The 14383-nt window shown below is 58.3% G+C and carries 17 protein-coding genes and 1 pseudogene; 10 read left to right on the top strand and 8 right to left on the bottom strand.

Going from position 1 to position 14383, the window contains the following annotated elements; all coding sequences use genetic code 11:
• The 3 genes from Q0M35_RS12365 to Q0M35_RS12355 all read left to right on the top strand — a co-directional run.
• On the top strand, positions 1-486 hold a 486-nt coding region (locus Q0M35_RS12365; protein ID WP_295315686.1), incomplete at its 5' end, for an ABC transporter permease subunit.
• A complete protein-coding gene (locus Q0M35_RS12360; protein WP_295315684.1) occupies positions 483-1298 on the top strand; it encodes an ABC transporter permease subunit in 816 nt (271 codons plus the stop codon). The genes Q0M35_RS12365 and Q0M35_RS12360, both read left to right, overlap by 4 nt.
• Positions 1298-2623, top strand: coding sequence for an FAD-binding oxidoreductase (locus Q0M35_RS12355; RefSeq protein WP_295315682.1), 1326 nt, complete (start codon positions 1298-1300; stop codon positions 2621-2623). Before Q0M35_RS12360 ends, Q0M35_RS12355 begins: the two co-directional genes overlap by 1 nt.
• Here Q0M35_RS12355 and Q0M35_RS12350 read toward each other — a convergent pair whose 3' ends face one another.
• Both Q0M35_RS12350 and Q0M35_RS12345 read right to left on the bottom strand, forming a co-directional pair.
• On the bottom strand, positions 2624-3301 hold the full coding sequence (locus Q0M35_RS12350; protein WP_295315680.1) for a flagellar hook capping FlgD N-terminal domain-containing protein: 678 nt from the start codon (positions 3299-3301) through the stop codon (positions 2624-2626). It abuts the gene before it with no gap.
• 9 nt (positions 3302-3310) lie between these two features.
• Positions 3311-3925 (bottom strand): flagellar hook-length control protein FliK, encoded by a 615-nt coding sequence (locus tag Q0M35_RS12345; protein WP_295315678.1) that lies wholly within the window; start codon positions 3923-3925, stop codon positions 3311-3313.
• A 95-nt stretch (positions 3926-4020) separates the two neighbouring features.
• Between Q0M35_RS12345 and Q0M35_RS12340 the strand changes: the two genes are divergently transcribed.
• From Q0M35_RS12340 to Q0M35_RS18580, 4 genes and pseudogenes are all read left to right on the top strand, one after another.
• Positions 4021-4239, top strand: coding sequence for a hypothetical protein (locus tag Q0M35_RS12340; RefSeq protein WP_295315676.1), 219 nt, complete (start codon positions 4021-4023; stop codon positions 4237-4239).
• Positions 4240-4808: 569 nt separating this feature from the next.
• A complete protein-coding gene (locus tag Q0M35_RS12335) occupies positions 4809-5087 on the top strand; it encodes a rod-binding protein (protein ID WP_295315688.1) in 279 nt (92 codons plus the stop codon).
• Positions 5080-5439 (top strand): flagellar biosynthesis protein FlgN, encoded by a 360-nt coding sequence (locus Q0M35_RS12330; RefSeq protein ID WP_295315674.1) that lies wholly within the window; start codon positions 5080-5082, stop codon positions 5437-5439. Before Q0M35_RS12335 ends, Q0M35_RS12330 begins: the two co-directional genes overlap by 8 nt.
• Before the next feature lie 212 nt (positions 5440-5651).
• Positions 5652-5732, top strand: a pseudogene (locus Q0M35_RS18580) (hypothetical protein); the annotation flags it as partial.
• On the opposite strand, the gene Q0M35_RS12325 reads toward Q0M35_RS18580, so the two are convergent.
• The 3 genes from Q0M35_RS12325 to Q0M35_RS12315 all read right to left on the bottom strand — a co-directional run bounded on the left by Q0M35_RS12325 (position 5732) and on the right by Q0M35_RS12315 (position 8973).
• A complete protein-coding gene (locus tag Q0M35_RS12325; RefSeq protein ID WP_295315672.1) occupies positions 5732-7057 on the bottom strand; it encodes a flagellar hook-basal body complex protein in 1326 nt (441 codons plus the stop codon). The pseudogene Q0M35_RS18580 and the gene Q0M35_RS12325 overlap by 1 nt on opposite strands.
• Before the next feature lie 101 nt (positions 7058-7158).
• Positions 7159-7992, bottom strand: a complete 834-nt coding sequence (locus Q0M35_RS12320; RefSeq protein ID WP_295315670.1) for a flagellar motor protein MotB — start codon at positions 7990-7992, stop codon at positions 7159-7161.
• Between the two features lie 93 nt (positions 7993-8085).
• Positions 8086-8973 (bottom strand): rhodanese-related sulfurtransferase, encoded by an 888-nt coding sequence (locus tag Q0M35_RS12315; protein WP_295315668.1) that lies wholly within the window; start codon positions 8971-8973, stop codon positions 8086-8088.
• A gap of 126 nt (positions 8974-9099) precedes the next feature.
• Between Q0M35_RS12315 and pncA the strand changes: the two genes are divergently transcribed.
• Genes pncA through Q0M35_RS12300 form a run of 3 tightly spaced genes read left to right on the top strand, consistent with a single transcriptional unit; the run spans position 9100 to position 11951 of the window.
• Positions 9100-9708 carry a bifunctional nicotinamidase/pyrazinamidase gene (gene pncA / locus Q0M35_RS12310; RefSeq protein WP_295315666.1) on the top strand — a complete coding sequence of 203 codons (609 nt, stop codon included), beginning with the start codon at positions 9100-9102 and terminating at the stop codon, positions 9706-9708.
• Entirely contained in the window at positions 9701-10993 is a 1293-nt protein-coding gene (gene pncB / locus Q0M35_RS12305) for a nicotinate phosphoribosyltransferase (RefSeq protein WP_295315663.1), read from the top strand. Before pncA ends, pncB begins: the two co-directional genes overlap by 8 nt.
• A 31-nt stretch (positions 10994-11024) precedes the next feature.
• Entirely contained in the window at positions 11025-11951 is a 927-nt protein-coding gene (locus tag Q0M35_RS12300) for an aminotransferase class IV (protein ID WP_295315661.1), read from the top strand.
• Here Q0M35_RS12300 and Q0M35_RS12295 read toward each other — a convergent pair whose 3' ends face one another.
• From Q0M35_RS12295 to Q0M35_RS12285, 3 genes are all read right to left on the bottom strand, one after another.
• Complete coding sequence (locus Q0M35_RS12295) at positions 11952-12341, bottom strand: hypothetical protein (protein WP_295315659.1); 390 nt, start codon at positions 12339-12341, stop codon at positions 11952-11954.
• 802 nt (positions 12342-13143) lie between these two features.
• On the bottom strand, positions 13144-13749 hold the full coding sequence (locus Q0M35_RS12290) for a radical SAM protein (protein WP_295315657.1): 606 nt from the start codon (positions 13747-13749) through the stop codon (positions 13144-13146).
• A gap of 15 nt (positions 13750-13764) precedes the next feature.
• The coding region (locus Q0M35_RS12285; protein ID WP_295315655.1) for an SPASM domain-containing protein at positions 13765-14383 on the bottom strand (619 nt) is incomplete at its 5' end.

The following is a 14383-nucleotide window of genomic DNA, read 5'->3' as shown; positions in this document are numbered from 1 at the left end:
ATTCTCAGTCAGGAAGGGTTTCTCAACCAGTTCCTGCTCTGGACCGGCCTCATCGGCGAGCCGCTGACCATTCTCAACACCAATACCGCGGTCTATATCGGCATCGTTTATACCTATCTGCCCTTTATGATCCTGCCGATTTATGCGGCCCTTGACCGCCTCGACGGCTCGCTGATCGAGGCCGCCGAAGACCTCGGCTGTTCTCGGATGCAGGCATTCTGGCTGGTCACTATCCCGCTTTCGAAGAACGGTATCGTCGCCGGCAGCTTTCTTGTGTTCATCCCGGCGCTGGGCGAATTTGTTATTCCCTCGCTGCTCGGAGGCTCCGGCACGCTGATGATCGGTAAAGTGCTCTGGGAAGAGTTCTTCAACAACCGCGACTGGCCGGTCGCAAGCGCAGTTGCCGTCATCCTGCTGCTGATCCTGATCATTCCGATCGTACTCTTTCAGCGCAATCAGCAGAAACAGGCGGAGGCAGAGCAATGAACAGGCTGAGCTGGTTCAACGTTACTTCTCTGACCATCGGGTTCGCGTTTTTGTACCTGCCGATGGTGATCCTCATCGCCTATTCCTTCAACGAGAGTAAACTCGTCACCGTCTGGGCCGGGTTCTCGACGAAATGGTACGGCGAACTTCTCCGGAACGAAGCTTTCCTTGATGCCGCCTGGGTCACGGTCAAAGTTGCGGTTCTCTCCTCGACGCTGGCGACAGTGCTCGGCACGATGGCCGCCTACGTTCTGGTCCGGGGCGGGCGATTTCTGGGACGCACCCTGTTCTCCGGCATGATTTATGCACCTCTGGTGATGCCAGAGGTGATTACAGGGTTGTCGCTGCTTTTGCTTTTTATCGGGATCGGGCTCGACCGGGGTGTGCTGACAATCGTGCTCGCCCATACGACGTTTTCGATGTGCTATGTCTCCGTAGTCGTCTCCTCGCGGCTGCTCAGCTTTGACCGGTCGCTGGAAGAAGCCGCTCTCGATCTTGGCTGTTCCGGCTTTGATGCCTTCCGCCTTGTTACCCTGCCGATTATTGCCCCTGCGGTGATTGCGGGATGGCTCCTCGCGTTTACGCTCAGCCTCGATGATCTGGTGATCGCTTCGTTTACCGCGGGCCCTGCCGCAACGACATTGCCGATCAAAATCTTCTCTGCGGTACGTCTCGGGGTCTCTCCCGAAATTAACGCATTGTCCACGATTATGATCGGTATCGTTACGGTTGGCGTGATTGGTGCATCGCTGATTTCCAAGCGCAATGCATTGCGTCAGAAGCGCGACGAACGTGATGCAGCCCGGGCGTAATGAGACGGATTTTTCCTGAATATACTTACGGCCCGGGGCCGCGCGACGGGTGCTGGTGGGACCAGACCTGTGCAATCGCTGACCGCCCGTCAGCACGCGGAGAAATCACGACGGATGTGGTTATCATCGGTGCGGGATTTACCGGGCTTTCAGCTGCATTGAGACTGGCTGAGCATGGTGTGAGCGTCTGCGTTCTTGAGGCCGGGTACATTGGCTGGGGCGCCTCGGGACGTAACGGCGGATTCTGCTGTCTGGGCGGTGCAAAAATCGGAAATCCGCAGCTTGAACAAAGGTTTGGCGTAGAAGGTCGTAAAGAATGGCGGCAGACTGAAAAGGCCGCCGTTGCTTTCGTTTCCGATCTGGTAAAACGCCTTGGTGTTGATGTGGACAGGCATTCGTCCGGCGAGACCCAGCTTGCTGTCCGCGCCAAGGATCTCGACGATCTGCGAAAAGAAGCCAGGCACATCGAAGATGATTACGGGGTCCTTCCGGAGTTCCACGACGAGCAGGATCTTGTGCGGCTTGGCATGGGTAGCTCATTTGCCGGCGGCCTGACCAATCCGCTGGGGTTCGGTCTGAACCCGCGAAAGTATGTTTCGTCTCTTGCGACAGCAGCCGAAGCGGCAGGCGCGAAAATATATAACGACACGCGCGCGCTGAACATCTCGGATGCGAGGGGGCAGTATCATGTGTCCACCGGGGCTGCCGATGTGCGGGCAGATCAGGTCGTGATCGCAACTAACGGCTACACGTCTGAGGATCTGCCCGGCTGGGTCGCGGGTCGGTACATGCCGACGCAGTCGACGGTCATGGTCACCCGGCCGCTGACGGATCAGGAGCTTGACGCGCAGGGGTGGACCTCTGACCAGATGAGTTATGACACCCGCAATCTGCTGCATTACTTCAGGCTTATGCCTGATCGCAGGTTTCTTTTCGGAACGCGGGGCGGGCTGCTGGCAGGTCCGGGCACGGAAGCCCGCGCCCGACGGCGTGTCAGGCGCCATTTCGAAGAGATGTTTCCGGCCTGGCGCCATGTCGAAAATGCAGGCAGCTGGTCAGGCATGGTCTGTCTCGCGCGTGATCGTCTGCCCTATGTCGGGCCGGTTCCCGACCATCCCGGAATGTGGGCCGCGATGTGCTATCACGGCAACGGGGTTGCCATGGGCAGTTTGTCAGGCGCTATCCTTGGCGACCTGATCAGGGGCGTATCCCCGGCACATTACCCCGTGGCTTTGCGGACCCCGTTGCGGAAGTTTCCGCTGGGGTCACAGCGCCGGATTCTGATGCCTGCGGTTTACGCCGGGTTCGCGCTCGCTGATCTCTGATCAGAGGCCACTCGTCCCCGGAGCCTCCCTGAGAGCTGCAACATCTGCTGTTGTAACGGCGGAACCGCCATGAAGTATCAGCATCGTACCACCTGCTTCCCGGCGTGCTTCTGTAATGCGGGCATAGGTCTCGGCCGGTGATGTGGTGGTCACTTCTCCGGCCGTCCGGCTTTCGACCATGAACCGGTAATTGCCGGGCGGCAACGGGTCGCCGCCTGCGGAAACACCGGCCCACTCAAGCGGTTCGCCATCCGTTGCAATCTGTAAACGCTGTGCTTCTTCGCCTGTTTCGTTCAGCACGACGAGAACGGCTTCTTCGGCGCCCGGGTCAGCTTTCGGAATTATGGTCAGCGGAGACCCCTCAAAGGCAACCGCTGCTGTTGTCCGCGCTTCCATACCGATCCATCCGGCCATCTGAGCGATGTTTCCTGCACCCAGCTGATCACCGAGAGCGGTCAGCAGGTCGTTTGAGAGAACCTGTTGTTCAACCATCGAAAACTGCGCCAGCTGGGCGGCGTATTCTGAGGAGTCAATCGGTTCAAGCGGATCCTGATACCGGGCCTGGGCCGTCAGCATCTGCAGAAACGTCTCAAAATCTGATGAGATGACAGCAGTGCTGCCCGCGACTGCCGGCGTTGGCGCCGCAGTCTGTGTCGGTTGCGATTGTGTAACGTCCATTTTTGTCTCCTAAAGCCGCAGGTCAAGACCGGTAGTCTCCACCAGTCTGACAGGTGTGTTTGGTGTTTCTGCAGAATCTGAGCGATGTTCAGCATCTGTCCCGGTCAGCAGGGGGGCGTCATCGCTGTGGTCGTCATTCGTCTGTTGTTGCCCTTCGGAAAAGGCAAAGCTGATTGTGTCGAAACCAAGTGCCTGAAACTCTCTGGCCAGTTCGTCAATGTTGCGACGCATCAGATCGAGAGTTTCCGGGCGTTCCGCGAGAACGTTGACTGTAATCGATCCTTCCGCAGCCGAGATGGTCATCCGGACATTGCCAAGCTCCCGGGGGCTGAGTGCCAGTTCAACCGGCCGATCCGGCAGCCTCTGCAAGGCTTCGGCCATCTGACGCCCGATCATCGCCGGCGTTTCCGCGCGCAGAATTGCCTGCTGAGCAGTTGACGGGCCCGCTACACGCGGATCCCATTGCGTGGCACTGTCAGCATCCTGAACGGCGGGCGTCATAAGGTCGGGATTATCTTTTGCGCCGACCTGATTTATCTGCATCAGAGCGGGGTTAGCGGGTCGCATTGCGATGGCAGAGGCTGTGTTACGCATATCGGCGCGTGCTGCGGCAGGTGCTGGCATGGCACGTGTTTCTACGTCCGATGTCCGGAGTTTTTCTGACCGGCGGCCGGGCTTTTCGACGGCAACAGGTGCTGCAGGGCCGGGAACGGCGAGGCGTGCGGTTTCCTGTGCAGGTGCGCTGGCCGCTGGTGCAGACGGGCTGGCAGAGACAGTGGCTGCGTTTTGATTTTGTACCCGGACCCGAGGATCATCTGGTCTCGGGTCAGCAGGCTGCACCGGGCCACCCGGCGGTTTCTGCCGAGTTGCGGCACCAACTGGCAGTGCGTCTGCACCTCGAACCTGGTTTCGCTCAGCAGAGCCAGTTCCTGGCATGATTTCGGCTGGACCCTTACGATTACGCTCAGGCGCCGGTTTTTCCGGAATACCGGGTCCTGCCTGTTGCAATACAGCGAGTTCAGTCGTTGTTTTTCCGCGCATCACCGGAGCTTCCGGAGGTTCTTCCGGAACAGGGGGCCGCCCGTTCACCGCATCTTCCGGTTCCTCCGGTTGCTCATGAGCCAGGTCCGTAAGAATTCCGGCGGTCTCGCTGTCCTCACCGACAGCGACGGCTGTTTCCCCTGGTTCTTTCTTCGCACCGGCGGACGACGTTTCCTTGGTTCCGCTCTGTTGCCCGGGGGCTGCATCTTCCTCGGTCTGAGCGGCTATTTCCTTTTCAAATTCCCCGTTCTTGCTTTCGTTCGCGTGCTCGTCAGAAGGGGCCGCGCGCGCGGCAGTTATTTCTGATCGCGATGTCTTTGCGGTGGTCGGTATCAGCGGGTTATCAAGCATTGGCCTCTCCGGAGTTCTTCCGTTTCCTGCCCGCTTTATGAACGTCTTTAGTTACCGCATCTTTACCCGTTGCGGGCATTCTGCAGAAAATTACCTGCAATTGGAGACACCTCTCATGCCCCCGATCACTCCCGTGGCGCCGCCATCCACGCCAATCGTCTCGCAAGACCAGCGCCTGCGCGCTGCGGCCGAGAAACTCGAAGCCGGATTCCTTGCAGAAATGCTTAAATCAGCGGGACTTGGCAAATCCAGTGAGCACTTCGGCGGTGGCGCCGGTGAAGATCAGTTTTCATCATTTCTGTTGCAGGAACAGGCGCTCGAAATGGTCCGCGCCGGGGGTATCGGGCTCAGCGAATCAATCTACCAGGCACTGAAGGAGAAGAACGATGGCTGACGACGAATTGCACCGCATTTTTGACGCGCTTGACGATCTGCTTGATGAAGAGAAAACGGCGCTTCTGGAAGGTAATCTTGATCACGTCGCCCGCCTTCTGGAATCCAAAGAGACGCTGATCGACGCGCTGACCGTTCTGGAGGAGGGCGAGGCGCAGTCTCTGCAGCAGCTCGACAAAAAAGTCCGACGCAATCAGGTTCTTCTGGACAGTGCTCTGGCAGGCATCCGATCGGTAGCGGAACGGCTTGCGGCCTTGCGGCGGGTACGGCGTTCTCTCGACACATACGATGAGAAAGGTGTCCGGAAAACCATTGATTTGGTTGCAGACAAGTCTGTCGAGAAGCGCGCGTGAAGCCGGAATTTATCTAAAAAGCAAGGAACAGCGACAGAGCTCATTTAGCATTTCGTTAGCCTTTGAAGGTGCATGTTGGCGCTGCATCCGATCCCGGATGGCGCTTCGCCTCAAAGAGGGCGACTGCATTGGTCAGAAAGACACTTTCAGCCGGGCAGGTATCTGTCCGGACACTCACCACGTAAAGCGTGTATGATCAAAGGAACGACTTAATGTCTAGTATTCTTACTAATAACAGCGCAATGGTCGCGCTCCAGACCCTGAAGTCCATAAACATGAACCTCGGCAAAATTCAAAGCGAGATTTCTACCGGTAAGACGGTCGAAAGCGCGAAAGACAATGCCACGGTCTGGATCACCTTTGCGTTGGAGGAATAGGCGCGCTGTGTTTTGATCATATCGGTCAGCTCGGCTGCCACATCTGTGGTGGATTCCTCGCGGGCAAATGAAACGATGTCGCCCGTCGGGCCATCACCTGCATCCCACAAAAAGAAGGTGCCGCTTTGCCTGGACGGCAGATAGGTCTGGCTGTCAAAGGCCTGCAAGCCGTTGGGATTAGGGACGTTGATAAGGAGTATCTGATAAATCGTACGTATTTCACCGGTGTCGAAAGAAGCACGCACATAACCGTTTGCATCCACATCCACGCCAACAAAGTTACCGATTGCCGAGCCGTCTTTGGTCACTGAGATTGGTGCGAAATTGTAAGACAGCTGCGACAGACCTTCGGTATCGCCTAACGCGCCGATATCTATTTCAATCGGCCCGGCCGCGACGTTGATTGTCAGCAGCCCGGTCGCATTATCGTAAGGTGCACTGGCGCCGACCGGAGTGACCGAAGCCAGAGAACCACCGCCAACACGGGCGTCGGTAAAGCTTAGCGTGTACTCACCGATGACTGTTGCCGGATCGGTGGAATCGAACATCTGCATGGTCCACGTGTTCGTCGCGGGATCCGTTGGGAGGGCCGGAACCGAAGGCGTGAAAGTGATATTCACGCTCTGAGACGTGCCGAGGTTATCGAAATACTCAACTGAAATCTGTTCGACCAGACCGGCGGAATCGGCCTCTGTCGCAGTGGCAGGCAGGTTGATGCCCAGTGCCATCTGTGTCGTTGGATTTCCTGCCAGCTGTCCGGTATTGATGCGCACCGGCTCTAGTCCGTCAGCTGTGTCGCGGGGGTAGGGCGGAATTGTTCCGTCGTTTGCCGCAGGCCAGCCCATCAGAACCAGACCGGACTGAGACGTCAGGTACCCTTCGGCATCAGTGCGAAAAGATCCGGTGGTGGTCAGGAACATTGGCGCATCTGTTCCTGCCGTCTGAACCTGAGCAGCCTGGGCCACGGGCAGCATACCGCCGCCGCGCACCGCAAGATCAGTCGAATTCGAGGTTGAGATAAGGGTGCCGCGCTCGTCGATCAGGCGTTGTGTGTTTGCCCGAACACCGCCCGCAGCATATGATCCGCCCCCGCTTGACAGCACCATGGATTCGAAATCCGTCTCGACTCTCTTGTAGCCGAAGGTGGATGAATTCGCGATGTTGTCCGAGATGGAGGCCAGACGCTGTGAGTTTGTCTGCAGACCCGCAACCCCTGCGTTGAGAGAAGATGAAATGGACATAAGCACGCCTTTCTGATGTGTAATCCGGTCAGGATCATCAGATAAAGGCGCCGGCTTAACACCGCGCTAACAGATAAAATGCGCCACATTTTTGCCCAGGTTCACCGAAGCAGCACAATCTCGACCCGCTCGTTGCGGGCGGCCATCGGATTATCATCCGCCAGCTCGCGGTCAGCATGTCCGGTCACCCGGTGCACGCGCCCGGTCGTCACGCCACCCTGTTCGATGAGAAGCCTTGTCTGGCCAGCGCGGTCGGATGAAATATCCCACACCGGGCTTTTTGCGATTACAACCGGGCTCGACTGAACATGCCCGCCGATAGCCACCGGATTTGTTACTGTCCGGGCGACGCTGGCGACAAGCTCTGTCAGATCGCGCAGCAACTGCGTCGGCTCGGCTGTGCCGGCTTCGAATATCCGCGCACTCTCGGTTGAGAACAGCTCAATCACCAGACCTTCGTCTGTAATGCGTGTGACGATGTGTTTTAGCAGATTGTTCATGACGGTGCTTTCACCGCCACGCCCCATCAGCTCGTCAATAAGAGCCTTCAGTGCCGCATCTGACTGATCAAGGTCACCGCCCGTGGCCGTCATCCCGCTTTGTCCGCGCGACTGTTTCTGAAGCGTCGAATGTTCTGCGGTCGCACCCGTACCGGTCTGCGGCAGCGTATCCTCGGCCATCATGCTGTCGCCGCCGAAATTACCGTCCCCGCCGCCGGAGATCCGGTTGATCGGCACCGTCGGCGAGAAATAATCCGCCAGTCCGGAGCGTTGTTGTTCCGTCGTTGCATTCAACAGCCACATCATCATGAAAAAGGCCATCATTGCCGTGACGAAATCCGCATATGCGACTTTCCAGGCGCCACCATGGTGGCCGGCTGCGATAACTTTTTTCCGTTTGATGATGACCGGTGCCAGATTGCTCTGCGCGCCCATATCTCCACCACTCTTTATTCACCCGACCCCGGATATAACCGGCAAGGTGTTTCGATCGGCTTAACAGGGGCAGGATTATGCCGGGCGGCAGTATTATTCCCCGCGCGCACGGGCCAGACGTATCTGTTTTTGCCGCTCGCGAAAGCGGTCCTTGTCAAAATCGGTCGTCTCCGCAAAGCACTGATGACAGCTGACGCCGTCCTCAAATTCCGCACGTTCCCGGTCCTCCGGCAGGATCGGCCGCCGGCATCCGTAGCACAGCATATGCGGCCCTTCGCGCAGCCCGTGCCCGACGCTGACCCGCGCGTCAAAAACAAAGCATTCACCCTGCCAGGTGCTGTCCTTTTGCGGAACCTCTTCGAGATATTTCAGAATACCACCCCTGAGGTGAAACACATCCTCCACACCCTGTCCCAGCAGGTAGTTGGTCGATTTCTCACACCGGATCCCACCTGTACAGAACATCGCGATCTTCTTGTCGCGGAAGCGGTCTCTGTTTGCTTCCCACCAGGCGGGGAAATCTCCGAAACTGGCGGTTTCAGGATCAACAGCGCCCTCGAATGTGCCGATCGCAACCTCATAGTCATTGCGCGTATCGATGACGGCAACATCCGGATCGCCGATCAGGTCGTTCCAGTCCTGAGGCTCGACATAGTGGCCGGTCCGGGCGCGCGGATCGACATCGGGCTGGTGCATTGTCACGATCTCGCGCTTGATGCGTACCTTCATCCGGTTGAAGGGGGGCGTAGTGCTCGTTGCCTCTTTCCATTCCAGTTCCGCGCAGCCCGGCAGGGACCGCAAATGCGCAATCACCGCATGTATCCCGGCAGCAGGGCCGGCAATTGTCCCGTTCACACCCTCCGGTGCCAGCAACAGCGTACCTTTAACATTCTGGGTCAGACACAGATCAAGAAGCGCCGGCTTCAGGGCGTCGGGCGCGTCGAACCGGGTAAAGTGATAAAGAGCGGCAATCGTGTACATAGGCGCTCAGATACGCCCGCCGGCGCGATCAGGCAAGAGGCGGCAACGTGCCCGAAACGGGCCTTGCCATTGACGCGGGAGGCGCCCCCGCTTACCCAAATGCAGGTAAACACGGGAGCGCAGATCATGACCACGGCCCTGATTGTAATCGATGTGCAGAAAGACTTCTGCCCGGGTGGCGCGCTTGCCGTGCCCGGCGGGGACGATGTTGTGGACGGTATCAACAGGCTGATGGCAGGCGCGGAGGCGGTCATCCTGACCCAGGACTGGCATCCGGCGGGGCATTCGTCATTTGCGTCCTCGCATGACGGTAAATCACCCTACGACATGATCGATATGCCCTATGGTCCGCAGGTACTCTGGCCCGATCACTGTATCCAGGGTAGCCTTGGCGCACAGTTTCACCCGGCGCTCCAGACGGACCGCGCCGATATGATAATCCGCAAAGGGTACAACCCCGCGATCGACAGCTATTCAGCGCTTTTTGAGAACGACCACGAGACCCCGACGGGGCTTGAAGGATACCTGCGCACCCGTGGGATTACTGACCTGACGATGGTCGGGCTTGCGCTTGATTTCTGTGTGAACTTTTCTGCGGTCGATGCCGCAAAGCAGGGGTTCAGCGTGACGGTGCGCGAAGACCTCTGCCGCGCCATTGATCTCGACGGCTCGCTTTCATCAGCGCGTGCGGGCATGCAGCTGGCGGGCGTGACCCTGGAGACCGGCAATGGTTGATATCGCCTCCCGCGTCTGGAACCACAAATGGAAAATCGACCCTATTGTGCGGTCGCTTATCGACACCGATTTTTATAAACTGCTGATGTGTCAGTCGGTGTTCCGCAACAAACCGGACACCCGTGTGACTTTCAGTCTGATCAACCGCAGCAAAAATGTGCCGCTGGCGGAACTGATCGACGAGGGCGAACTGCGTGAGCAACTTGACCATATCCGGTCGCTCTCGCTCTCACGCGGCGAAAGCACCTGGCTGCGCGGCAATACCTTTTACGGCAAACGCCAGATGTTCCGGCCCGATTTCATGGAGTGGTTCGAGCAGCTGCGCCTGCCGCCCTATCACCTCGAGCGCAAGGGCGATCAGTACGAGCTGACGTTTGAGGGAAGCTGGCCCGAGGTAATGCTCTGGGAGATTCCGGCGCTCGCCGTTCTGATGGAACTGCGCGGGCGTGCTGTGCTCAACACAATGGGCAAGTTCGAGCTCCAGGTGCTCTATGCGCGTGCCATGACCCGCGTGTGGGAAAAGATCGAGGCTATGCGCGACATCAAAGACCTGTCAATTGCCGATTTCGGCACCCGGCGGCGCCACAGTTACCTGTGGCAGGACTGGTGCGTGCAGGCGATGCAGGAAGGGCTTGGTAACGCCTTTACCGGTACCTCGAACTGCAAGATCGCCATGACCCGCGAGCTCGAAGCGATCGGCACCAACGCCCACGAGCTGCCGATGGTCTATGCCGCTCTCGCGGAAAACGACGCGGAACTGGCACAGGCACCCTACGACGTACTCTCCGACTGGCATGAAGAGCACGAGGGTAACCTGCGCATCATCCTGCCAGACACCTTCGGCACCAGGGGGTTTCTCGACAAAGCGCCTGACTGGCTGGCGGGGTGGACCGGCATCCGGGTGGACAGCGGTGACCCGGCCGAGGCCGCCGAACTCGCAATTGGCTGGTGGAAAGAGCGCGGAGAGGATCCGTCCGAAAAGCGCGTGATTTTCAGCGATGGCCTCGATGTAGAGACGATCCGCATTCTGCACGAACAGTTTTCCGGCCGGGTGAATGTCTCGTTCGGCTGGGGAACACTGCTGACCAATGATTTCCGCAATCTGGTGCCGGATGACCGGCTGGCACCCTTTTCGCTTGTGTGCAAAGCGGTCAGTGCCAACGGAAAACCCACCGTGAAACTCTCAGACAATCCCAACAAAGCGATGGGCCCCGAGGCTGAGATTGAACGGTATAAACGCGTCTTTGATCTGGAAAAACAGGTGGCGCAGGACGTGATCGTCTGAAAGCGGCCACGAGACTGTGCGGAGCACTGAAATGACGACTGACAGCCATACCACCCACGATGCCGACGAAGACCTTCGTAACCGCGACATCAGGATCTGGATCAACGGCAAGCTTGTGCACCGCGACGAGGCGAAGGTCTCTGTCTATGACAGCGGTTTTCTGCTGGGCGATGGCATGTGGGAAGGCATGCGGCTCTATAACGGCACATGGGCGTTCTTTGACGAGCATATGGATCGCTTCTTTGCGTCCTGCAAAACGGTGTCGCTTGATGTGGGAATGGACCGCGCAGGCATTCTTGATGCGCTGACACGCACAGCGGCGGCGAACGACATGCACAGCAACGTACACTGCCGTCTGATGCTGACCCGTGGCGTGAAAATAAAACCGTTTCAGCACCCCTCGCTCAGCCGCACAGGCCCCACACTGGTCATCATCATGGAACACTCAAAGCCGGTGGACAGCCTGCAATCGGCGGGTATCCGGCTGGCGACGGTCCCCCAGGTGCGTGGCCTGCCGATGTCGCAGGACCCCAAGCTCAACAGCCACTCGAAACTGAACTGCGTGATCGCCTGCCTGCAGGCCGAAGCCGCCGGTGCCGACGAAGGGCTGATGCTTGACCCGCACGGATTTGTGAATACCACGAACGCGTGCAACTTCTTTATTGTGCGCCAGGGCGAGGTCTGGACCTCAACCGGCGACTACTGCATGAAAGGTGTCACCCGACAGAAGGTTATCGATCTCTGTCGCGCCGACGGCATCCCGGTTTTTGAGAAAAACTTCTCTCTTTTTGAGGTTCACGGCGCAGATGAGGCTTTTCTGACCGGCACCTTCGGGGCGCAGACACCGGTGGCCTCCGTGGATGGAAAACCGGTCGGAAACGGCGCAAGGCCGGTTACCGGCAGGATCCGGAAACTCTATAAAAATCTGATTGAAGAAATGACAGCCGGGCCGGGCTGATCACAGGGTGATGACAGTCCCTGCCTGTGTCCCGCGCGGCGCACCGGCCGGCGCGTCTTCTGGGTTAATGACCCGGACCGGCCGCCCGGTTTCTTCGGAATTCTCCGGCAGAATCAGGTAAAGCAGTTCGTCACGGCGCACGACCCCGATGCCGCATTTCTTTGCGATTTTGTGCAGATTGACCCGTACGGTGGAGCGCGACCATCCGGTTTCGGCCTCAAGCTGCGCGCTGGTGATCCCGTTTTTAAGGGCGCGGATGATATAGGCGGCAACCGTGTGGCTGTCGGGCATGTGCAGGTCAGCCCTGTAGCGCGCAGGCTTAATCAGCACGCGATCAGACATGCGGTTGTCGAGGGCGCGAAGGCGACGGCTGCGGGGATCAATACTCATAAAACATCCTGACCTTGTTACTTGTCAAACGGCGTCGCGTTCTGCAGCCGGTTACGATCTTCCGTCGTTCTGGGGCCTGAATCCGCGCTGCCTGACAAAGTCTGCGCCCCGGGCGCAGACTCACCCAGAGGTGCCCGTGTGGTGTAAATCACCTGTCGGGGTTCGTGCAGAAGGGCGAGAGACGGGGCCGCGCATACGGTCTCTGGCACGGAATAAACGGGACCGGAGCGGCCGGGCAGGGCACCCGCTCCGGAACAGAACTGATCAGCCGGCTCAGGTACAGCATCAACGAAACCACGTGCTACCACACGATCTGAACCGACGCTGCATCCTGAAATAACTGCAACCATCAAAAACAACGATGGTTTCAATGTTCTGGTTCTGAGGTTCATACAAACTCCTGCGTGTGCCCCACCCAGAACTGATTAACCGGACCTCGTCACTGATACTCACAGCGCCGGTCAGGACGAACATATGCCACATTTCTGCTGCATTTCAACTTTCTCGCCCGATCGTCGCCGCTGTGGAAACATTGTCACGTACATGCGGCGATTACGCTGTACAGGCACGTTCTCAGGGAGTGGCTTTACAGATACGCTCTGCAGCAATTCTGCTTAGAAATATAAATATATCAATGCATTAACCATTCATCAGCCGCCATCGGGGAGAATGTGTCAAAATCGTTCCGCAAAATTCGAATCGCCGGCATCAGCCGCGAGGATCAGGCGGTAAAAGCGGGCATTGGCGCGATTCGGACAAGAATGCGGCAGGAGCATGACGGCCCGTTACAAGGTATTTCGCCTCAGCGACGGGCGCCTGCCTGCCGCACCTGGCTGACCAGGCGGCTCATGCTGCCAAGCTCAACCGCGTCCGATATAAGCCGGTCATCTGACAAGACAGTCAGCAGCCGGTCATGCTCCGGATGGTCGGGGGAACATACATCCTGATTGCGGAAAACTTCGGCAGGTACATGACCCCAGTTCCGAAGACGCAGAAAGTAAACGCTGTCGGCGCCAACATCCCGTGCCAGATCCACAAAGGCAGGCATCTGAAGATAATTTGCCTGCTGCACAACAAAATCCAGTCTCAGGGTGTCGATATCACCGCGCTTGTTGAGATTACCGAGAAACCGGAGATTTTTCACCAGCGTATCAAAGTCTCCGCCACGCCGCAGGACTGAATAGGTTTCCGGCTCGGCGGCATCGATCGAAATCCACACGGAGGACACATTGTCCCGCAGATTGAGATCGTTCCAGGCCCGCTCGTTCAGCAACAGGCCGTTTGTATGCAGCTGAATGCGCCGCGCCGGGGATTTTGTCTTGGTCAGCTGCTGCAGAATATGGCGGAAATGACGGCTGCCGAAGGGATCACCCGAGCCCGTTACCTTGATGTGTCGGGCATTACGCACAAGCGGGAGCAGATGCTATTGGAAGATGTCGTTCAGCTTTGTGGTTTCTTTATGCGGCAGGCTGATCAGACCGGTCCGGCAACTCGGGCAGGAAATATTGCATGAACGGTCATGCGACAGGATCACCCGTTGCGGCCCTTTCTCAGCCCGCAGCGCCGGTGCCGGGGTGCCCGGTGTGCGTTCCGGCAGACGGCGCCCTGCGATCGATGGGCAGTGCCACCGGCTGCAATGCGTGAAATCGCCGTCCAGGACCGACCGCCTGATTTCGCGGGCGCGTTCAGAATTCCAGAAGCCGTCCGGACGGGGGGCATCCAGTCGTCCGATGGGCACCGGTTGCCACGCGGAACAGCAAAAATGTACCTGACCATTCGCGCGCGATTCCATTTCCCGGAAAGGCGCGTTGCACATCCGGGTTTTCAGCCAGCGGTCAGTCCCGGTTTCCAGATCCGCAGATTTCTCCTCCGCTGCGTCGATCAGGCGCTGAGCGAGCAGATCGTGATGATCCCGCCCTGTCAGTTCGCGGGCGAGTGTTTGTGTATCGCTCCAGCGCTTCAGCCTCAGGCTCAGCCATCCCGCCACGACAAGCACGACGGCAGGTGTTTCAGTGCGATCAGTTACAGCACGGGTGACCAGA

This window comes from Roseobacter sp., from assembly GCF_024639605.1.
Taxonomy (GTDB): Bacteria; Pseudomonadota; Alphaproteobacteria; order Rhodobacterales; family Rhodobacteraceae; genus Roseobacter.
The sequence above is the reverse complement of the archived record's forward strand: the minus strand, read 5'-3'. Positions and strand labels throughout refer to the sequence as shown.